Origin of the sequence: Mesorhizobium sp. LSHC412B00 (genome assembly GCF_000503035.1) — a bacterium.
GTDB lineage: Bacteria > Pseudomonadota > Alphaproteobacteria > Rhizobiales > Rhizobiaceae > Mesorhizobium.
Map to the genome: position 1 here is coordinate 34,069 of NZ_AYWB01000001.1, position 20,559 is coordinate 54,627.

The window sequence follows — 20,559 nt, forward strand, 5'->3', positions numbered from 1 at the left end:
GCACGCTTATAATATATACCGCTCATGGTTTCCGACGGCATAGATAGATTGGGCTTTTTGATCCACGACGTGCAGCGCCTTATGCGCAAGCGCTTCGAGGCGCGCGCCAGCGGTCTTGGCCTTTCCTCGGCACAATGGCGGCTTCTGGTTCGCGTCGCCAAGGAGGCCGGCGTCGCCCAGGCTCGCCTCGCCGAACTTCTCGAAATCGAGCCGATCAGCGTTTCACGCCTCGTCGACCGGATGGAGGAGGGCGGCTGGATCGAACGGCGCTCCGATGCAACTGACCGGCGCGTGCGCATGATCTTCCCGACAGCCAAGGCGAACGCGGCCTATGCCGAGGTCAAAAGCCTTGCCGGCGAAGTTTATGAGGAATCGCTGGTCGGCGTTTCGCCGGACGACCGCCGCGTCCTGATCCGGGCGCTGGACACCATCGTGCAAAACCTGGCGGACGGCGAGACGTCGTCCTTGAAGAGTACGGAAGGGGCAGCAGCATGAACGCGGCAGCCAAGCTAGACGAGAATGTTACCAAGATCGAGACGCCGGCACAGCCGGCTGCCGAAGCGCCTGCACAGCCGGCTGCCGAAGCGCCTGCACAGCCGGCCGCAGCACCTGTCGCGGTGGCTCCCCCGGTTCAACCCGCTCCGGCTCCGGTCAAGAAGCGCCGCATCGGCCGCTTGCTGCTGATGGTCGCCCTGCCGGCCGCGCTGGCCATTGGTGGCGGTTATGTCTGGGTGACCGGCGGCCGCTATCAGGAAACCGAGAACGCCAATTTGCAGCAGGCCAAGGTGTCGATCGCCTCGGACACGGCCGGCCGCATCGTTCAGGTCGGCATCTCGGACAATCAGCAGGTCAAGCAGGGCGATGTGCTGTTTGCCGTCGACCCCGAGCCCTACCGGATTGCATTGGCGCAGGCCGACGCGGCGGTCGCAGTCGCACGCGTCGGTATCGAACAGCTGCGCGCCGCCTACAGCCAGGCGCTGGCGCAGGAAAAGTCCGATGCCAGCCAGGTCGACTACGCGCAGTCGCAGTATGACCGCGCCGCCGACCTTGCCCAGAAGGGCATCAACGCCAAATCGTCGCTGGACGAGGCCAAGAACGATCTCGACAAAGCCAGGCAGCAACTGGCCGTTGCCGAGCAAGGCATCATCAGCGCCAAGGCGGCTCTCGCCGGCAATCCCGATATCGAGACCGACAAGCATCCGACGGTGATGGCCGCACTCGCCGCGCGCGACAAGGCCGCCTACGATCTGGCGCAGACCACGGTCAAGGCGCCGGCCGACGGCGTCATCAGCCAGGCCTCCTCGTTCAAGGTCGGCCAGTATGTCGGTTCCGGCACGCCGCTGTTTGCGTTGGTCGAGACCGGCGACACCTGGATCGATGCCAATTTCAAGGAAACCCAGCTTACCCACATGAAGCCTGGCCAGAAGGCCGAGATCGTCGTCGACACCTATCCGGGCAGAACTTTCGAGGCCGCCGTCAAGGCGATCGGCGCCGGCACCGGCGCGGAGTTTTCGCTGCTGCCGGCTCAAAACGCCACCGGCAACTGGGTCAAGGTCACGCAGCGCATTCCGGTGCGCCTGGAGCTGACCGATGCCGACGCCAAAATGGCGCTGCGCACCGGCATGAGCGCCTCGGTTACGGTGGATACCGGCGTTGCCCGCGGGTTCCCCGCTATCTTCGGCCACGCCACCGCAGGGGAAGCACAATAGACTGTGAGGACCGTGATCTCGAAAAGCAGGATCACGGCCCGGCAGAACGCCCGCCGCAGGCGAGGTGAAGTTGAGATGACAGGATCGGCCCGACGGCAGGTTGAACGAGGGGTGGATTGGACCGGGCCGCATCGCGGCCTGCCCAGAACCTGGACCATCTCGGCGCCCATCCTTCGGACCTTGGATTTCCGGGCGGCAAGCGCCTGATGTGTCGAGACCTTCGATCGATGTAACCCCCACATCGATAGATCGCGTCCCACCGCGATGAGGGTCTCTTCACCAGAGAAGGCCTCGCCGCCCGGAAACCTAATGTACACGTTTTTGTTACCTGTCGGAAGTTCCGCATCATGACCACACCAGAACCTTTCAAGGAAGTGCCGCATCGCGGCCTGATCACCGTGGCGCTGATGCTGGCGACGGTGATGCAGGCGCTCGACACCACGATTGCCAATGTCGCGCTGCCGACCATGACCGGCGACCTCGGCGCGTCGCCTGACAACATCAACTGGGTGTTGACCTCCTACATCGTTGCCGCCGCGATCATGACGCCGGTGACCGGCTGGCTGGCCGACCGCTTCGGCCGCAAGGAACTGTTCCTGGCGGCGGTTGTCGGCTTCACCGTGTTCTCGATGCTGTGCGGCATTGCCTGGAGCCTGGAGAGCATTGTGTTCTTCCGGCTGATGCAGGGCGTGTTCGGCGCAGCCATCGTGCCGCTGTCGCAGACCTTCCTGCTCGACATCAACCCCAGGGAACGCCACGGCCAGGCGATGGCCATCTGGGGCGCCGGCATCATGCTGGGGCCGATCCTGGGTCCGACGCTGGGCGGTTGGCTGACCGAGAATTTCAACTGGCGCTGGGTGTTCTTCATCAATTTGCCGGTCGGCATCATCGCCTTCCTCGGCATGGCAGCCTATTTGCCGGTCATTGCCCGGCGGATACGCAGCTTCGATTTCTTCGGTTTCGCCATGATTTCGCTCGGCGTCGGCGCACTGCAGCTGCTGCTCGACCGCGGCGGCGAGGTCGACTGGTTTTCCTCGGTCGAAATCTGGATCGAGCTTGCTCTTTCGATCACCGGCTTCTGGGTGTTCATCATCCACACACTGACGGCGGAACGTCCTTTCATCGACCCCAAGATCTTCCTCGACCGCAATTTCGTCACCGGTCTGGCCTTCATCTTCGTCATGGGCGTGCTGATCCTGGCCTCGATGTCGCTGCTGCCGCCGATGCTGTCGACCATCTTCGGCTATCCGACCGTGACCATCGGCGTCGTCCTGGGGCCGCGCGGTGTCGGCACGATGATTTCGATGCTTGTCGTTGGGCGGCTCATGAGCAGGATCGACGCCCGGATCCTCGTCGTCATCGGCTTTCTGCTCACCGCGCAGTCGCTCTACACCATGTCCTCCTTCACGCCGCAGATGGACAATTGGCTGATCCTTAGCTCCGGCGTCATCCAGGGCCTCGGCATGGGCATGGTGTTCGTGCCGCTGTCGACGGTGGCCTTCGCCACGCTCGACGTGCGCTTCCGCACCGACGCCACGGCCCTGTTCAGCCTGGTTCGAAATCTCGGTTCGTCGATCGGCGTGTCGGTGGTGACGGTTCTCATGGTGCGCAACACGCAGGTCAATCACACCGAACTGTCGGCTTTCATCAACCCGTTCAACCCCAATTTGTGGGCGGCCTCGCCGGCGGCAGCAGGCGGCGATCCGACGGCACTTTCGCAGGTGGACCGCATGGTCAACATCCAGGCGATGATGATCTCCTACGTCAACGACTTCAAACTGCTGATGGTGATGACGCTGGTTGCCATTCCGTTTGTCTTCCTGCTGCGCAAGCCGAAGACCGCTCCGGCCGGCGCGGCCGCTCCTGCCGCGCATATGGATTGAGGCGGGCGCCGGTAGCGCTGGCAGCAAGCTGGTTGCCCCTGATGATTGTTGCTCGGATGATCGTCAAAACCCGCGTGTGCAAAAGAATATCGATAATGAGCCGTTGGAAGTTGATTTGAAATGACATTTGCACCTTTGGTATCTGGTTGCTGACGCCTCCAATTCCGTTACAGTTCATCTTGAATTAGCACATCTGTAACATTGTCAGTCGACTTTCGTCTGGCACGACAGAGGCCCTTTCTTGTTTCAGGTGCCAAACCGGAGGAGGTCTGTTTGGTCACGAAGTCATCCAGAAGATCCGTCGGGGCGCGCGGGCCGGTGGGCGTAGCCGCATTGGCAAGACTGGCTGACGTTTCCTACGATACGCTCGAGGGAGAACTTCGCACGACCATTGCGGGTCTCGAAGGGCAGACCCTGCGCTTCGAGACTGCGATCGAGAATATTTCGCAAGGCATCTGCTTTTTCGATGCCGATGAACGGCTGATCCTGAGCAACCGGCGCTATGCGGAAATCTACCGCATTGCGCCCGAGGAATTGCGGCCTGGCGTGACACTGAGCGAAATAGTCGAACGCCGCGTCGCCGCCGGCACGGCGGCGACGGCCGCCGACACCTATCTCGCAACGGCTCGCTCGATCAATTCGGGCAAGGCTTCGCGGCTCTGGACCGCCAAACTTGTCGATGGTCGCACAATCCAGATCCGTAACCAGCCCATGCCCGATGGCAGTTGGATCGCCACGCATGAGGACATCACTGAACTCCTCGCCAATCGGCAGATCGTCGACGAGCGCATTTCGCTGCAAGCGCTGATCGACTGGGTGCCCGATTATCTCTGGGTCAAGGATACGCAAAGCCGTTTCGTCGTGGTCAACAGCGCCCTTGCGACCGATAGCGGCCGCAACAAGACCAGCGACATGATCGGATTGACCGATTTTGATCTCCACCCCCCGGAATTTGCGCGGAAATTTCGCCTGGTCGAGCAGCGCCTGCTCAAGAGCGGACAACCAATGATCGACGCGGAAGAGTTTGTCGTGGATGCGTCGGGCGCCGGCAAATGGCTTTCGTCGACGAAGGTGCCGCTGCGCAATCGTCAAAATGAAATCTTCGGCCTGGTTGGCATCGCCCACGACATCACCGCCCGCAAGCAGGCGGATGTCCTTCGCAGCGGGCAGGCGCAGATCCTCGAAATGATTGCCACGAGCGCGCCGCTGGAGGACGTGCTCGACCGCCTCATGCGCTTCGTCGAGTCTCAGTTGAAGGGGATATTCGGTTCCGTCCTGCTGCTCGACAAGGACGGCATTCATTTGCGTCACGGTGCGGCGCCGGGCCTGGCGAAAGCCTATACGAGCGCCATCGATGGGGCCGCCATCGGTCCCAAGGTGGGATCCTGCGGAACCGCCATCTACCGGCGGGAACCGGTCATTGTTACCGATATTCAGCAGGATCCGCTTTGGGACGATTACCGCGAACTGGCGGCGCCCCATGGCTATCGTTCGTGCTGGTCAACCCCGATCCTGTCGCATCGGGGCGTCGTGTTGGGCGCCTTTGCCATGTATTCGATGACCGTGCGCGAACCCACCCATGCCGAGACCCGCCTGATCGAGTTCACCACACACATTGCCGGCATCGCGATCGAGCGCAAACTGGCGGAAGACCAGATCCACTTCATGGCCAACCATGATGCGCTGACCGGCCTGCCCAATCGCGCTTTGCTGGAGGATCGGCTTTCCCAGGCGGTCCTCTACGCGCAGCGATACAATCGCTGGATGACGGTGGTGTTCATCGATCTCGACAATTTCAAACTGGTGAACGATACGTTTGGCCACAATGCCGGCGACGAACTCCTCAAGACCGTCGCCAGCCGTTTGGTTGGATGCGTGAAGGCCACCGACACCGTCGTGCGGCTTGGCGGCGACGAATTTGTCATCGTCCTGTTCGACCAAACCACCAATGTCGATGTGGTCTCGGAAACCCTGCAGACGATCAGGGATGCGATCGCGGAACCGGTTCTTGTCGGAGAGCATCGGCTGAGAACGACGGCCAGCATCGGCATCGCAAATTACCCGAAGGACGGGACCAGCCCGGATACGCTGTTGGCCAATGCCGACGCCGCCATGTATCGCGCCAAGGAATTCGGCCGCGACAATTTCCAGTTCTATGCCCCGGAGTTCAACTCAACGGCACATGAAAAATTCCTGCTTCAGGAGGAATTGCGAAACGCGCTCGCCCGGTCGGAATTCGCTCTGCATTATCAGCCACAGGTGGATCTGCGATCGGGGCAGGTTTTCGCCGTCGAAGCGCTGGTGCGCTGGAACCACCCGACGCGAGGCCTGGTTTCGCCGGCGATGTTCATCCCGACCGCCGAGGAGACCGGGCTGATCGTGCCGCTCGGCGACTGGATCCTGCACGAAGCCTGCCGGCAGAACAAAGCCTGGCAGCGCGCCGGTCTGTCGCCCGTAACCGTCTGCGTCAACGTGTCGGCGCGGCAGTTCCGGGAGAAGAACCTGATCGACCGCGTCGTCAACGCATTGAAGGAAAGCGGCCTGGAGGCGAGGTATCTCGAGCTCGAAGTGACGGAAAGCCTGATCATGCAGGATTTCGAGCTGGCGGTCGCAACGATGAACGGACTGCAAAAGCTCGGCGTGCAGATATCGATCGACGATTTCGGAACAGGCTATTCCAGTCTCAGCGCTCTCAAGACGTTTCCGGTGGCGCGGCTGAAGATCGACAAGTCCTTCATCAACGATCTCGCGACCGACGAGAACGATCAAGCGGTCACTGGCGCCGTGATTTCCCTGGGGCAGAAGTTGAACCTTCGGGTGCTGGCCGAAGGTGTCGAAACGGAAGACCAGGTCGGCTTCCTGCGCAAGAACAATTGTGACGAGGTGCAGGGCAATTATTTCAGCAAACCCCTGTCGGCTGGGGATATCGGCGAGCTGATCGCGAAAGGCTGACGGCTGGCTCGCGCCGTAACCGCTGGCTGCTATTTTCCGAGCACCAGGCTCCAGTAGCGGATGGCGCTGTCGCGTCCGTCGCGTACATAGGCGAGGCCGAAGCGGCTGAAATCCGGATCGAGCATGTTGCGGCGGTGGCCAGCCGAATGCATCCAGATGTCGAACAGTTTCTGCTGGTCGAAGCGGCCCTCGGCGATGTTCTCGGCGGCGGCGCCCCGCACCCCATTGTCCTTCATCCGCGACGCGAAATCCTTTCCCCAGCCCGTCGTGTGGCTCATGCGTTCGCGTGAGGCCATATAGCCGGCCTGCTGCCGAGCGGCCTGCTCGAGCTGGGCGTCCGGCACCAGCGCCGGCAGTCCGGCCGAAGCTCGGATGCCGGCCAGCGTCGCGGTGGCCGAGGACGACACACCGGCGCCTTCGCCGGTCGGCACCGAGACCGTACTGCAAGCAGCGAGGCCGGCCATGGCTGCAAGGCCGATCAGCAGCAGGCGCCTGTTTGGTTTTGGACTTGCTGCGCCAGAGCGGGTTTGCGCGAGCGGATGATTGGTGGTGCAGATCATTGTCATGCCTGCCTGACTTAGCCGCGATCATGGCTTTTGCCGGGCAGGGCTGCGAAAATCTCAATCGCTGGCCTCCGTGCAGGTTCGGCCGGCCGATTCGAATGGGAAGGTCGGCGGCCGATGTAGTCTCGGCGCGCTGCGTCCGATCAGCGTTGCGCGTCGGTCGCCATTTTAAGCGCCAGCGCGGCGAGCACCGTGCCCATCATCCAGCGCTGGATGACCATCCATAGCGGCCGTCCGGCAAGGAAGGTGGCGATCGAACCGGCCGTTACCGCGATGATGGCATTGGCGGTCAGGCTGATCGAGATCTGCGTGGCGCCGAGCACCAGAAGCTGCGACAGCACATGGCCGTTGCCCAGCGAGATGAACTGCGGCAGCAGCGACAGATAAAGCACCGCCACCTTGGGATTGAGGAGATTGGTCATCAGGCCCATCGCGAACAGCTTGCGCGGCCTGTCCTTCGGCAGTTCGCGCACCTGGAATGGTGAGCGCCCGCCGGGCCGCACCGCTTGCCAGGCGAGCCATAGCAGATAGAGCGCGCCGGCAATGCGCAGTACGTCATAGGCAAACGGCACGGCAAGCAGCAGCGCGGTGATGCCCAGCGCTGCCGATACGACATAGAACAGAAAGCCGGCCGCCACGCCGCCGAGCGAGATCAGCCCGGCCTTCGGGCCTTGCGACAGCGAGCGCGAGATCAGGTAGATCATGTTCGGCCCGGGCGTCAGCACCATGCCCAGGCAGACCAGCGCGAAGGCGAGATGGTTGGCGGTTTCGGGCACTGGCAATCTCCGGGAAGCGGTGACGATACCCACCACGCGTTTTGACCTCACCGCAAGAGCATGATGGCCGGAGCCTTTGCGCCAGCGTCGAAAATTGGCGAAAGCGGCGAAGCCGCCAATTTCCCCCGCAAGGTGGGGGAAGATCAGCAGCTTCAACCCTCAGCTCACCACGCGCAGGTTCGAGAGCTCGTTGGCGATTTCCTTGAAATTGTCGGACAGCGTGGCGCCGGTCGCGTTCCAGAACAGTTTTGCAGGCTTGCTCGGGTCGGCCGGATCCTTGCGGAAGCGCGAGTCCGACGAGCACACCTTCAGTGCCTCCATCGCGCTCTTGTCGCCGGCGTCGGTCGTCGACATATCGAGCGCCACCGTCATCACCATGATGTTGGCCGCCTTGGCGTTGTTGCACAGCGTCGCCATCTGCTCGTTGAGGGCGGCGGTGTAGTTGCTCGACGAATAGTTGAGCTGGCCGATGGCGCTCGACGTGCCGCCGAACAGGCGGGTGACCGCAGTGCCGTTGTAGCCGACGCCGGTATAGCCATAGGCGGCATAGGTCGACTTGTTGCCGGCGGGATCGCTGCTGGGCACCGCGTAGGTGTTCTCGCCGTCGGTGAGCACGATGACCACCTTGTCGTTGCCGCGCTCCGTCTCAGGACGTCCTCCTGTGAAAGGCTCCGTGCTGGAGACGGTGCGCCAGCCCCAGGCCATGCCCTCCGGCACATTGGTGAAGCCGTTCGGCGCCATCAGGTCGATCGCAGCCTTGATCTTGGTCAGCCCGGCGGTGTTGGAGACGTCGGTCAGCGGCGTGATCGGTGTCGTCGTGCAGCTGTAGTTAGGACCGGCACCGGCCGACAGCACCGGAGCATTGATCGGCCGCGGCTGGAAATACTTGGCCATGTTGGACTGCCTGGTCTTGCCGGAGGTGCTCGCCGGATCGTCGTTCCACCAGCTGTTGGCCGCGCCATAGGTCTTGGGGGCCACCTCGTCGGGGTCCTGCGTTATGTACCAATGATTGCCCGGCTCGTCTGGCGCGAACATCGGCACGAACATGGTGGCGGGATCGCCGACGCCGGTGCCGGTGTTGTTCGGTCCGCCGGAGGCCGGCGCGTCGGTGACATTATAGGGGTAGGGACGGACCTCGACGCAGCCCTGCCAGCTGGCGAACGGTCCGTATGTGTCGTTGTAGTCGTATTCGTTGTGGCTGTCCGAGCATGTATGATTGGCACGATATTTGTCGCAGACCACGCGTTTGCTGCCGACGATGCGCTCGTGGCTGGTGACCACCTTCATGTCGCGGTAGAGCGAGAAGCGGGTCAGCATCTGCCCCTCCTGCTCACCCCAGCCAGTGCCTTTCTTGTACCAGATGCCGCCGATCTTCTGGGCATATTTGTCGGCTGCGTTAAGCGTGGACCAGGCGAAATTCTCATTGTGGATGGGCGACAGCCCGTAGGCGTCGATCCACGACGCGTTGTCGTTGCTGGCGCCGACATTGACCGAGGCGGCGAACGGCACAAGGCTGAACTGGACCGGCTTGTCGATCTGCTTGATCATCGCGGCCTGCAAGGCAAGCGTGTCGACGAGCTGCTTGGCGGCTTGCTTGAGAAGGTCGATGCGCTTTTGTCCGGCACCCGTGCCCGTGTTCGACATCGACCCCGAATTGTCGAGCACCATGGCCACTTCCAGCGTGTTCTTCAGCCGGACTTGCGAACACACGGAGTAGGTGACGTTTTCCGACGTCCTGCCGATCAGCATCGCCGCTGCCGGCAGGAAATAGGGCTTGTAGACCAGGCTGGCGCACAGCTTGACGATGCCGCCGCCGGTCGTGCTGCTGGGCAGCGTAACGCTGAGCGTCGTGTCGGCGGGATCGACGTCGTTGAGGTTTGCCTTGAAGAAGTCGAGCGCATAGGCCCGCAACTGGTCGTCGGTGGCGCCTTCCACCAGCCGGCGCGCGGTGGCGAAGTTGGCGGCGTCGAGTGCGTTGACCACCCTCTGCTTCTCGCTGACCACGCCGGTGTAGTCGACAGCCATTGCCACGCCGCCCATCAGTGGCACCATCGCCACAACGGTCATCAGAGCGTAATTGCCGCGGCGGTCACGCCAGAAGTCACGCCGGAATGTGCGCCAGAGTTCACGCATGTGATGTAAGCGGCCCCGCCTGCGGATTCTTCAATGCCGCCACAGTTTCACAAAACGTTGAAGGACGGGTTTGGGAAACTGCTCGATTGCGCGGATAGCGCTTCACCAGGCGCTAACCAAATGCGCCAGCTGCCGAACGCAAAACGCCCCGCCGAGGCGGAGCGCCTTGTTCGAAAGATCGCGCCGATCAGCTGACGATGCGCAGGTTCGACAGTTCGTCGGCGATTTCCTTGAAACTTTGCGACAAGGTGGCGCCGGTCGCGTTCCAGTACAGCTTCGCCGGTTTGCTCGGGTCGGTCGGATCCTTGCGGAAGCGCGAATCCGAGGAGCATTTCTTGAGCGCATCTATGGCAGTCTTTTCCGCCGGCTTGGAACTAACAAGGTCGAGCGAGACGGTCATCAAGAGAATGTTCGAATTCTTCGCATTGGCGCAAAGGGTTTGCATCTGCTCGTCAAGCGCGGCCGTGTAGTTGGTCGCCGTATAGGTTGTCTTGGCGACGGTCGTGTTGACGAACAGGCGGGTCGCAGGCTCCACTGGCTTCGGAAAATTAGGGCCGGTGTAGCCATAGGCGGCGTAGGTCGATCCATTCTTGGCGTAGTTGCTGGTCATGTCGTTGCTGGGGCCGATGCTATAGGTGTTTGCGCCGTCGGTCAGGACGATGACCACTTTGTCGTTGCCTCTTTCGGTGTTCGGCCGGCCTTGCGTAAAAGGCTCGTTGCTCGACACCGTCCGCCAGCCCCAGGCCAGCCCTTCCGGCACGTTGGTGTTGCCCGTCGGGGCCATGGCATTGATGGCATCCGTCAGGATTTTCTTGCCATCGGTGGTGGTTATGTCCTGCAACGGCGTGATCGCGGCGGTCGTGCATGCCGAATTGGGTCCATCATCGGCCGCAGCGGCTGCTGCGTCCCAGGGCTTTGTCAGAAAATACTTGCGCATATCCGCCTGGCGTTTGGGGACAGTCAGCGTGTCGGAATAATCGATCCACCAATTGTTGGCGTAACCCCACGTCGATGTGCTGGTGCGAGTTGTGTCGGTCCAGAAATTGCCAGCTTCGTCCGGCGCGAACATCGGCACGAACATGGTGGCGGGCGTCCCAGTGGTCGGCGACGTGTCGTCGTCATTATAGGGATACGGCCTCGCCTCCACGCAGCCCTTCCAGGCTTCGTATTTGGCGACGACGGAGGTCTTGCAAGTGCCGTTCGAGTTTTTCTTCGTACAGGTCGTTGCCATCATGTCCTGATAGAGGGTGAAACGCGTCATCTCCTTGTCTTTGTCTGTGCCCCAGCCCGTGCCGCGCTGGTAGTAAACGCTGCCTACTTTTTCGATCCATTTGGTGGCATTTGCCGCCGCTGTCATCGTCGACCAATCGAAGTTCTGATGATGGATCGGGGAAATGCCGGTCGTGTCCAGCCACGTCGGCAATGGAGCCGGGGGGATCGGAGCGCCGACATTGACCGACGCAGAAAACGGGACCAGCGAGAACTGCACCGGCTTGGTCACCTGCTTCATTTGTGCGGCCTGGAGCGCCATTGTATTGACAAGCTCGGTCGCGGCCTTCTTGAGCAAATCTATTCGCGGCTGGCCGGTGCCGGAGCCGTTGATGCTCATAGAGCCGGAATTGTCGAGCACGAGAGACACTTCCAGCGTGTTTTTGAGGCGGATCTCCGAGCATGCCGATGTTGTGACGTCGGCGGCGGTTCTTCCGATCATCATGGCCGCTGCCGGCAGGAAATAGGGGTGGTACGTCAATTCGGCGCACAGCTTCAGCGTGCCACCACCTGCGTTGTTGTTGGGAAGCGTCACCGTCAGGGCCGTATTGGCTGCTTTGACGCGGCCGAGATTGGCTTCGAAGAAATCCTTCGCATAGGCCTTGACTGCCGTGTCGGTCGCCCCGGTGACGATCTGCTGTGCCGTGGCAATCCCGGCGGCATCCAGCGCGTTCAGCATGTTCTGCTTTTGGCGCAAGAGATCGGTGTAGTCGATGGCAAGCGCCAGCGCGCCCATCAAGGGCACCATGGTGATCACTGTCATCAAGGCATAGTTGCCGCGTCTGTCGTTCAGAAATCTGCGGATCATGCCTTCAGCACCCCTGCCAGGACCCCAATATCGGTCCGAAGATGCCCACAAAATCGTTAAATTTCAGGTTGCTGAAATGCGTTCAACATAGGCCGATCTTTTCAAGGCTCGTTAACCACTCGGCCCTGGTGATCAGCGGTGCGACATTGTTTCGATAGACCAAAGCTCGGAGAAGGGTGGTTCCTGCCTGTGCAACCTTCGATCAGCCCGTTGCGCAACAGCCTGGCAAGTGCCGAAAAGCTGGTGACAGGATGAAACGCTTCGGTTAATGCGGGGCCGGTTGCGGCGGACCGTCGGCTGCAGCTCTCGCAACGATCGTCACAGCAGGTAAACGGCATGGCGGATTCGCCTGATATCATCGGCTCGCTCGCGGATTTGTCGGGCGCCTACTCGGCCATCCTGTGCGATGTCTGGGGGGTGATCCACAATGGCGAATGGCATTTTCCGGCGGCTGCCGAAGCGCTTGCCGCCGCGCGTGCGGCGAAGGTCCCGGTCGTCCTGATCACCAACTCGCCGCGCCGCAATGCCGATGTGGTGGCGCAGATGAATGCGATCGGCGTTCCCGCCGCCGCCTACGATCGCGTCGTCACCTCAGGCGATGTGACCCGCGACCTTATCGCCGAAGGCCCACGAAAAATCTTCCATATCGGCGCCGACCGCGATTTCACCCTCTATGACGGTCTGGACGTCGAGCTCGTCGAGGAGTTCGAGGCCTCCGGCGCGGTCTGCACCGGGCTGTTCGACGACGAGGTGGAAACGCCTGAGGATTACGCCGATCTGCTGCGCCGGCTGCGCGCCAGGAACCTGCCTTTCATCTGCGCCAATCCCGACATCGTGGTCGAACGCGGCGAGCGCATGATCTGGTGCGCCGGCGCCTTGGCGCGCGACTATGCCCAGCTTGGCGGCCGCACGCTGATCGCCGGAAAACCTTATGCGCCGGTCTATGACGTAGCGCTGCGGGAGGTTGCCGTGCTTCTAGGCCGAGACGTCGCGCGCACCGAGGTGCTGGCCATCGGCGACGGCATGATGACCGACGTCAAGGGCGCCGCCGACAACGGCATCGACGTGCTTTACGTCTCGGGCGGCATTCACGCGCGCGACTATGGCGATCCCATGCAGCCGGACCCCGCCAGGCTTGCAGCCTTTCTGCAAAAGCACGGCTACCGGCCGGTCGCCGTCATTCCGAGACTGCGGTAGGGTTGCTGCATGAGCGCAGCTTTCGAACACATTTCAGCAACCGCGCCGCTGCCGCCGCATTTGCGCGGCGGCGTGGTGGCGATCGGCAATTTCGACGGCGTCCATCGCGGCCACCAGGCGGTGCTCGATCGCGCGCTTGCCGAAGCCGGGCGGCGAGGCGTGCCGGCGCTGGTGCTGAGCTTCGAGCCGCATCCGCGCAAGGTGTTCAGGCCCGATATGCCGCTGTTCGTATTGACGCCGCCGCCGATGAAGGCGCGGCTGTTGTCGCATCTGGGCTTTGCCGCACTCGTCGAACAGCCGTTCACGCGCGCCTTTGCCGGCCTGTCGGCCGAGGCTTTCGTGACCGATGTGCTGGAGACGAACCTCGGCATCACCCATGCCGTGACCGGCTTCGATTTCCACTTCGGCAAGGACCGGCAGGGCGGTCCTGCGTTTCTGATGGCGGCAGGCGAGCGCCATGGTTTCGGCGTCACCCTGGTCGACGCCTTTCGCGACGAGGGCGCCGAGGTCGTGTCGTCGAGCCGTATCCGCGAGCTGCTCTGCGAGGGAGAGGTCGCCGAGGCCGCAGGCCTGCTCGGCTACCGCTTCACCGTCGAAAGCGAAGTGATCGGCGGCCAGCAGCTCGGCCACACGCTCGGCTTCCCGACAGCCAACATGAGGCTTTCGCCGGAAACGACTCTGAAGGAAGGGATTTATGCCGTCCGCTTTCGCCGCGCCGATGGCACGCTCTATGATGGTGTCGCCAGCTTCGGGCGTCGCCCGACTGTCGACGACAATGGCGCGCCGCTGCTCGAAACCTTCGTCTTCGACTTTGCCGGCGATCTCTATGGTGAGATCTGCGACGTATCGTTCTTCGGCTTTTTGCGCCCCGAGGTGAAGTTCGATGGGCTCGATGGGCTGGTGGCACAAATGAAGCGCGACGAGGCGGAGGCGCGCGCGCTGCTGGCCGGCGTCAGGCCGCTTTCGGATCTGGACGGCGCCATCGCTTTTTGAGCCTTCCGGCCGCTTACCTCTTCAAGCCCCTACTTCTTCAACGCCAGTCCGAGAGCGATGAAGCTCCAGCCCTGGAAGATCAGGTCGATGGCCAGGAACAGGCCGAGCACCCACAGGCTGTTGACCGGCCAGCCCATGGCGATGGTCAGCCCCGCCAGCACGCTGATCAGGCCCGCCGCGACGACCCAGCCCCAGCCCTTTTCCGGTCGGTGGCTATAGCCGACCCAGGCCCTGAGCGCGCCTGAAGCGACCAGCGCCACCGCCAGCAGCAAGGTCAGCACCGTCGAGGCCAGAAGCGGATTGTCGAAGGCAAAGAAACCGGCAACGGCATAAAGTAGGCCGCTGAGCAGCCAATAGAAGAAGCGACTCCAGGTCTTCACGCCGAAGGCATGCACGATCTCGATGATGCCGGCCATCAGCATCAGCCAGCCCACGACATAGACCGAGGCGACGGTGGCGATGAACAGATTGCCGAAGGCAATGCCGCCGAAGATGAGCAGCAGCACGCCGAGCGCGACGAACCACCCCCATTTGTCCCGTGTCCGGCCGATCGCATCTTTCAGGGTATCACCGTGCAGGGTCATGGCTGCATCTCCTCGAAATCGCCTGGCACCTTGCCGGGAGGTTAGCCCCGGCTGTAGCGGACGTCCAGCCGATGGCGACGGCTAGCAAACAAACAAAGCGTCGGTGGCTTGAGGTTCGCGCGTACGTGTCAATTTATGGCAGCCCACCCAGTCACAAGGACGAGGACAAGCGTGACGATCGCTCCAGAGACGTAGACGATCGTTCTGACACTGCCACCCTTGGCGGCATTGCCGCCGCGTAGGTAAACCCCCAGGTGAAGCAGGCGTATCGCCACATGAACCCAGACAATGGTCGCCAACGTGGCCGACCCAACGCCAACCATCATGGCCAGCACCGCCGGGACGACAAAAGGCGCCAGCGCCTCGACCGAGTTCATATGCACGCGGTCGATCCTGTAGAGGAGATTGGCGTCGTCGGCCGGGATCACCGGACCGGAAAGCGCTCCGGCAAATCCCTTGGACGAACCCGAGTAAACCGCCAGTGCGACTGACAAAAGACAGAGGATCAGTACACCGAGGATGCTTAGCCAATAGGGTTCCATAATTGTGCTCCTTCAGGTCACTTTGCCGGCAAAAAGATCTTGGAATCGCCTGAGATACAGCGGCCAGCCTTGATCGCCGTCGACCCCAAAGCGCACGCCTTCCCAGCCTTCGCCATGACGTTCGAGATTGCGATGCTCGATCTCGACGCGGGTCCGGCTATCCGCCTCCGCCGTAAACCGGACTTCCCACTCGCTGGTCCTGTCCGGATTGGTCTCGATCTGCCATTGAGGGCTGATATCCCAACTCAGAAGCAGTCGGTTCGGCGGCTCGTAGGCCAGCACCCGTGCCCAGCGGCACTCGCTGCCATCCACACCGCGGTCGTAGACGTGACCGCCAACGCGGGGTTCGAAGATCGTCTCCGCGACCGGCACCGCAAGCAGGTTATGCTCTTTGGGTTTGAAACTGCCGAAGTGCTCGGTGAAAACCTTGAAGGCATGCGCGATCGGAGCCTCGACAAGGATGGAGTGCCTCACGGGCGGTTGATGCGTGCTCATTCCTGCTCCTTCAAGGGCTGTTCGACGACCACTTTGTAGGCCGCCAAGGTCTTGCTCCAGAACCGGTCGAGTTCGGCGCGCAGGCTGGCCAAGCCTTCCGGTTCGACCCGGTAGATGCGTTGCTTGCCTAGCCGTGTGTTGGCCACCAGGCCGGCGTCCTTGAGCACCTTCAGGTGCTGCGAGACCGCCGGCCGGGTGACAGGAAGCGCACGAGCCAATTCCCCGACCGAACAGGGTTGTTCGACCAGCAGTTCGAAGATCGTCCGCCTGGTCGGGTCGCCAAGCGCTGTCCATCTGTTCATGTTAGTCTGCACTAACGCGAATTTAGGCAACCTCGCTATTTCTGTCAACTCGCCACAGGCCCGGCGGCGCCCTGTTCAAACGGGCCACAGCATAAAAACAGGGTCGCAGTTGCCGCAACTGCTGTAGATTTTAAGTCAAATTTTACCGAACCGGCGCCATGGCTTTGGCTGCCGGGTGTTCTCTCCGTTTTGTTTCGCGTATGGGGTGGTGATGCGTATTGTCTGGGCGATTCCGCTGTTTCTCGCCTCGGCGCTGCTCACTGTGTCCACCGCCAATGCGGGCGAGGGTGCCTTCGGCTGGATGTCCGGCGACTGGTACCTGACGCTTGGCGCCACCGGCATGGTCGCGCCGAAATTCGAGGGCTCCAACAGCTATCTGCTCAGCGCATCGCCGATCATCTCGCTGGGCAAGGCCGGCCCGGCCGCGCGCTTTACCTCGCGCAACGACAACATCTCGCTGGCGCTGGTCGACGATGGCGGCGTCCGCGCCGGCCTGACCGGAAAATTCCTGTTTTCCCGCGACAGCAAGGATGAGCTCAAGGGCCTCGACCCGGTGCGCTGGGGCGGTGAGGTCGGCGGCTTCTTCGAAATCTATCCGACGGACTGGATGCGCGCCCGCGCCGAACTGCGCCATGGCATTCGTGCCCATGATGGCTTTGTCGCCGACATCGCCGCCGATGCTTTCTACGACGTGACGCCGACTGTCAGAATTTCGGGCGGACCACGCGTGTCCTTTGCCTCGTCGGGCTATTTCGACTCTTATTATGGTGTCAACGCCAAGGAGGCTGCGGCCTCGGGCCTGAGCGAATACCATCCTGGCGGCGGCCTGAAATCGACCGGCCTTGGTGGCGCCATCACCTGGAAGGTGACCGATCCGATGACCGCCAGCCTGTTCGGCGAATATGCGCGCCTGATGGGCCCGGCCGCCGATTCCAGCCTGGTCAAGGAGCGCGGCGACCGGAACCAGTTCACGGTCGGCGTCTCGACCACCTATCGCTTCGACTTCGCGATGTAAGTGAATCGAACAAGAGACGCTTTATTCCTGCGGCTTTCTCGGCTAAAAGCCCGGCAATGACGAGCTTTTCACGCCTTCGCGCGCTGACGATACGAATTACAGGCCCGGTGTTCCGGGCGGCCTGAGCGCCGCCGGAGCCGCCGGGAGTTTTGCGCGCCCCCTCGCGCTTTTCCAAATCATGATAGTTCACGCCCGAGCTTTTACGCCCGCCGGGCAATGCACATGGCAGACCAATGACCGACACTGTTGAAACGATCGACTATTCCAAGACGCTTTACCTGCCGCAGACGGATTTCCCGATGCGCGCCGGCTTGCCGGAAAAGGAACCGCTGCTGGTCAAGCGCTGGCAGGATATGGACCTTTACGCCAAGCTGCGCGAGGCGGCCGCCGGCCGCGAAAAATACGTGCTGCATGACGGCCCGCCCTACGCCAACGGCAACATCCATATCGGCCACGCGCTGAACAAGATCCTCAAGGACGTCATCACCCGCTCGTTCCAGATGCGCGGCTATGACTCCAATTACGTGCCCGGCTGGGACTGCCACGGCCTGCCGATCGAATGGAAGATCGAGGAACAGTACCGCGCCAAGGGCAAGAACAAGGACGAGGTGCCGGTCAACGAATTTCGCAAGGAATGCCGCGACTTCGCCGCGAACTGGATCACGGTGCAGGGTGGCGAGTTCCAGCGGCTCGGCGTCGTCGGCGACTTCAAGAACCCCTATACGACGATGGCTTTCCACTCGGAGTCGCGCATCGCCGGGGAGTTGTTGAAGTTCGCCATGTCGGGCCAGCTCTATCGCGGCTCCAAGCCGGTAATGTGGAGCGTCGTCGAGCGCACCGCACTGGCCGAGGCCGAGATCGAATACCATGATTATGAGAGCGACACGATCTGGGTGAAGTTCCCGATCGTCGGCGCTGGATCAGGAAGAACTGTCACGACACCCGAGTTGGGTGGCGCTTGGGAAGCTATCAAGGAACTGAGGGATGCCCACGTCGTCATCTGGACGACAACCCCGTGGACGATCCCCGGCAACCGTGCCGTCAATTATTCGTCACGGATCGGCTACGGCCTTTATGAAGTTACCGCAGCCGAAAATTCGTTCGGTCCACAGCCCGGTGAAAAGCTGATCTTTGCAGATGCGCTTGCCGAAGACTCCTCGGCCAAGGCCAAGGTCACCTTGAATCGGCTTCGCAGCGTTTCGGTCGAAGAGCTTGGAAGCCTTACACTTTCACATCCCTTCAAAGGTCTCGGCGGCGGCTACGAATTCGCCGTGCCGATGCTGGCCGGCGAGCATGTCACCGACGACGCCGGCACCGGCTTCGTCCACACCGCGCCCGGCCATGGCCGCGAGGACTTTGATGCCTGGATGGATGCGGCATCGGATTTGCGCGCACGTGGCATCGACCCTGCCATCCCCTTCACTGTAGATGATGCCGGCTTCTTCACCAGGGACGCGCCGGGTTTTGGCCCGGATCGCGAAGGCGGGGCGGCGCGCGTCATCGACGACAACGGCAAGAAGGGCAATGCCAACCAGGCGGTCATCGACGAACTGATCAAGCGCAACGCGCTGTTCGCGCGCGGCCGGCTGAAGCACAGCTATCCGCACTCGTGGCGGTCGAAGAAGCCGATCATCTTCCGCAACACGCCGCAATGGTTCGTCTATATGGACAAGGACCTCGGCGACGGCACGACGCTGCGCAGCCGTGCGCTGAAGGCGATCGACGACACACGCTTCGTGCCGGCGGCCGGCCAGAACCGCATCCGCGCCATGATCGAGGAGCGCCCGGATTGGGTCTTGTCGCGCCAGCGCGCCTGGGGCGTGCCGATCGCCGTCTTTGCCGACGAGGACGGCAATGTGCTGAAGGACGAATCCGTCAACCAGCGCATCATGGACGCATTCGAGAAGGAAGGCGCCGACGCCTGGTTCGCTGCCGGCGCCAAGGAGCGTTTCCTCGGCAATCACGATGCCTCTAAATGGAAGCAGGTGATGGACATCCTCGACGTCTGGTTCGATTCGGGCTCGACGCATGTCTTCACGCTGGAAGACCGTCCGGACCTGAAATGGCCGGCCGACGTCTATCTCGAAGGCTCCGACCAGCATCGCGGCTGGTTCCACTCCTCGCTGCTCGAAAGCTGCGGCACCAGGGGCAGGGCACCTTACGACACCGTCGTCACCCATGGCTTCACCATGGATGAGGAGGGGCGCAAGATGTCGAAATCGCTCGGCAACACCGTCGTGCCGCAGGACGTCATCAAGCAGTCCGGCGCCGACATTCTGCGGCTATGGGTGGTGACGACCGACTATTGGGAAGACCAGCGTCTCGGCAAGAACGTGCTGCAGACCAACATCGATGCCTATCGCAAGCTCAGGAACACCATCCGCTGGATGCTGGGCACGCTCGCCCATGACGATGGCGAGGAAGTGCCGCTCGAAAAGATGCCGGAGCTGGAGCGGCTGATGCTGCATCGGCTGGCCGAGCTCGATGAGGTCGTGCGCTCGGGCTACGACGCGTTCGAGTTCAAACGCATCACCCGCACTTTGCTGGACTTTATGGTGGTCGAGCTGTCGGCCTTCTATTTCGACATCAGGAAGGACGCGCTCTATTGCGAGGGGCCCGCCAGCGTGAAGCGCAAGGGCTCGGTGCAAGTGGTGCGCCACCTCTTCGACTGCCTGGTGAAATGGCTGGCCCCGATGCTGCCCTTCACTACGGAAGAAGCCTGGCTCGACCGTCATCCGGATGCTGTCTCGCTGCATCTCGACCAGTTCCCCGAGATTCCGGCCGACTGGAAGAACGAGGCGCTGGCGGAAAAATGGCGCAAGGTGCGGCAGGTTCGCCGTGTCGTCACCGGCGCGCTCGAGATCGCACGCGCTCAGAAGGTCATCGGTGCCTCGCTGGAAGCCGTGCCGGTCGTGACCCTCGACGATGCCGCGCTTGAAGCCGCGATCGCCGATGTCGACATGGCCGAAATGGCGATCACCAGCGATCTCGTCATCGCCCATGGCAAGGCGCCGGAAGGCGCCTTTGCGCTCGACGACGTCAAGGGTGTCGCGGTGGTGGTCGAAAAAGCCGAGGACCGCGGCTTGGTCAAATGCGCGCGTTCGTGGCGCTATACCGCCGATGTCGGGCAGGACGTGGAATTCCCCGACGTGTCTGCCCGCGATGCCGCCGTCCTGCATGAACTCAAGGCTCTGGGACGTTTGTGACTGCTCATAAGCCGGTGCACAAATGCCACGCCGCGTGGGCGAAAACCGCCCGCGCGTTGCCCTTAACGAGTGGTTGAGATAAACACGCGAAACTCCGGAAGACAAATTGTCGCCGGAATTCCGTCGCAAGAG

At 62.1% G+C, this 20,559-nt stretch carries 16 protein-coding genes; 8 read left to right on the top strand and 8 right to left on the bottom strand.

What is annotated here, in order from left to right; all coding sequences use genetic code 11:
- The first annotated feature begins 24 nt into the window (after nt 1-24).
- The 4 genes from X757_RS164240 (at nt 25) to X757_RS0132990 (ending at nt 6,544) form a co-directional block, all read left to right on the top strand.
- Nucleotides 25-495: a MarR family winged helix-turn-helix transcriptional regulator gene (locus tag X757_RS164240; RefSeq protein WP_023705728.1), complete on the top strand. Its 471-nt coding sequence runs from the start codon at nt 25-27 to the stop codon at nt 493-495.
- On the top strand, nt 492-1,709 hold the full coding sequence (locus tag X757_RS164235; RefSeq protein WP_023724808.1) for an HlyD family secretion protein: 1,218 nt from the start codon (nt 492-494) through the stop codon (nt 1,707-1,709). Before X757_RS164240 ends, X757_RS164235 begins: the two co-directional genes overlap by 4 nt.
- Nucleotides 1,710-2,056: 347 nt before the next feature.
- A complete protein-coding gene (locus tag X757_RS164230) occupies nt 2,057-3,592 on the top strand; it encodes a DHA2 family efflux MFS transporter permease subunit (RefSeq protein ID WP_023694754.1) in 1,536 nt (511 codons plus the stop codon).
- A 333-nt stretch (nt 3,593-3,925) separates the two neighbouring features.
- Nucleotides 3,926-6,544, top strand: a complete 2,619-nt coding sequence (locus X757_RS0132990; protein WP_245275010.1) for an EAL domain-containing protein — start codon at nt 3,926-3,928, stop codon at nt 6,542-6,544.
- A 29-nt stretch (nt 6,545-6,573) separates the two neighbouring features.
- Here the strand turns inward: X757_RS0132990 and X757_RS164225 are convergent, their stop codons facing one another.
- The 4 genes from X757_RS164225 to X757_RS164210 all read right to left on the bottom strand — a co-directional run bounded on the left by X757_RS164225 (nt 6,574) and on the right by X757_RS164210 (nt 12,093).
- Nucleotides 6,574-7,104, bottom strand: coding sequence for a CAP domain-containing protein (locus tag X757_RS164225; protein WP_023671529.1), 531 nt, complete (start codon nt 7,102-7,104; stop codon nt 6,574-6,576).
- A gap of 146 nt (nt 7,105-7,250) precedes the next feature.
- Nucleotides 7,251-7,883 carry a LysE family translocator gene (locus tag X757_RS164220; protein WP_023724809.1) on the bottom strand — a complete coding sequence of 211 codons (633 nt, stop codon included), beginning with the start codon at nt 7,881-7,883 and terminating at the stop codon, nt 7,251-7,253.
- Between the two features lie 159 nt (nt 7,884-8,042).
- Entirely contained in the window at nt 8,043-10,016 is a 1,974-nt protein-coding gene (locus X757_RS164215) for a TadE/TadG family type IV pilus assembly protein (RefSeq protein ID WP_023724810.1), read from the bottom strand.
- Between the two features lie 187 nt (nt 10,017-10,203).
- Nucleotides 10,204-12,093, bottom strand: coding sequence for a pilus assembly protein (locus tag X757_RS164210; protein WP_023694757.1), 1,890 nt, complete (start codon nt 12,091-12,093; stop codon nt 10,204-10,206).
- A gap of 336 nt (nt 12,094-12,429) precedes the next feature.
- Between X757_RS164210 and X757_RS164205 the strand changes: the two genes are divergently transcribed.
- Complete coding sequence (locus X757_RS164205; protein ID WP_023671533.1) at nt 12,430-13,290, top strand: TIGR01459 family HAD-type hydrolase; 861 nt, start codon at nt 12,430-12,432, stop codon at nt 13,288-13,290.
- A gap of 9 nt (nt 13,291-13,299) precedes the next feature.
- Entirely contained in the window at nt 13,300-14,283 is a 984-nt protein-coding gene (locus tag X757_RS164200) for a bifunctional riboflavin kinase/FAD synthetase (protein WP_023724811.1), read from the top strand.
- Nucleotides 14,284-14,312: 29 nt separating this feature from the next.
- Here X757_RS164200 and X757_RS164195 read toward each other — a convergent pair whose 3' ends face one another.
- The 4 genes from X757_RS164195 to X757_RS164180 form a co-directional block, all read right to left on the bottom strand.
- A complete protein-coding gene (locus X757_RS164195; RefSeq protein ID WP_023671535.1) occupies nt 14,313-14,867 on the bottom strand; it encodes an HdeD family acid-resistance protein in 555 nt (184 codons plus the stop codon).
- Nucleotides 14,868-14,995: 128 nt separating this feature from the next.
- Nucleotides 14,996-15,409, bottom strand: coding sequence for an MAPEG family protein (locus X757_RS164190; protein WP_023671536.1), 414 nt, complete (start codon nt 15,407-15,409; stop codon nt 14,996-14,998).
- 12 nt (nt 15,410-15,421) lie between these two features.
- Entirely contained in the window at nt 15,422-15,904 is a 483-nt protein-coding gene (locus X757_RS164185) for an SRPBCC family protein (RefSeq protein ID WP_023724812.1), read from the bottom strand.
- Complete coding sequence (locus X757_RS164180) at nt 15,901-16,206, bottom strand: helix-turn-helix transcriptional regulator (RefSeq protein WP_023689559.1); 306 nt, start codon at nt 16,204-16,206, stop codon at nt 15,901-15,903. The genes X757_RS164185 and X757_RS164180 overlap by 4 nt, the downstream gene beginning before the upstream one ends.
- 211 nt (nt 16,207-16,417) lie before the next feature.
- On the opposite strand from X757_RS164180, the gene X757_RS164175 reads away from it, so the two are divergent.
- Both X757_RS164175 and ileS read left to right on the top strand, forming a co-directional pair.
- Nucleotides 16,418-17,221 carry a MipA/OmpV family protein gene (locus tag X757_RS164175; RefSeq protein WP_023724813.1) on the top strand — a complete coding sequence of 268 codons (804 nt, stop codon included), beginning with the start codon at nt 16,418-16,420 and terminating at the stop codon, nt 17,219-17,221.
- Nucleotides 17,222-17,454: 233 nt separating this feature from the next.
- Complete coding sequence (gene ileS / locus X757_RS164170) at nt 17,455-20,427, top strand: isoleucine--tRNA ligase (RefSeq protein WP_023724814.1); 2,973 nt, start codon at nt 17,455-17,457, stop codon at nt 20,425-20,427.
- Nucleotides 20,428-20,559: the final 132 nt, after the last annotated feature.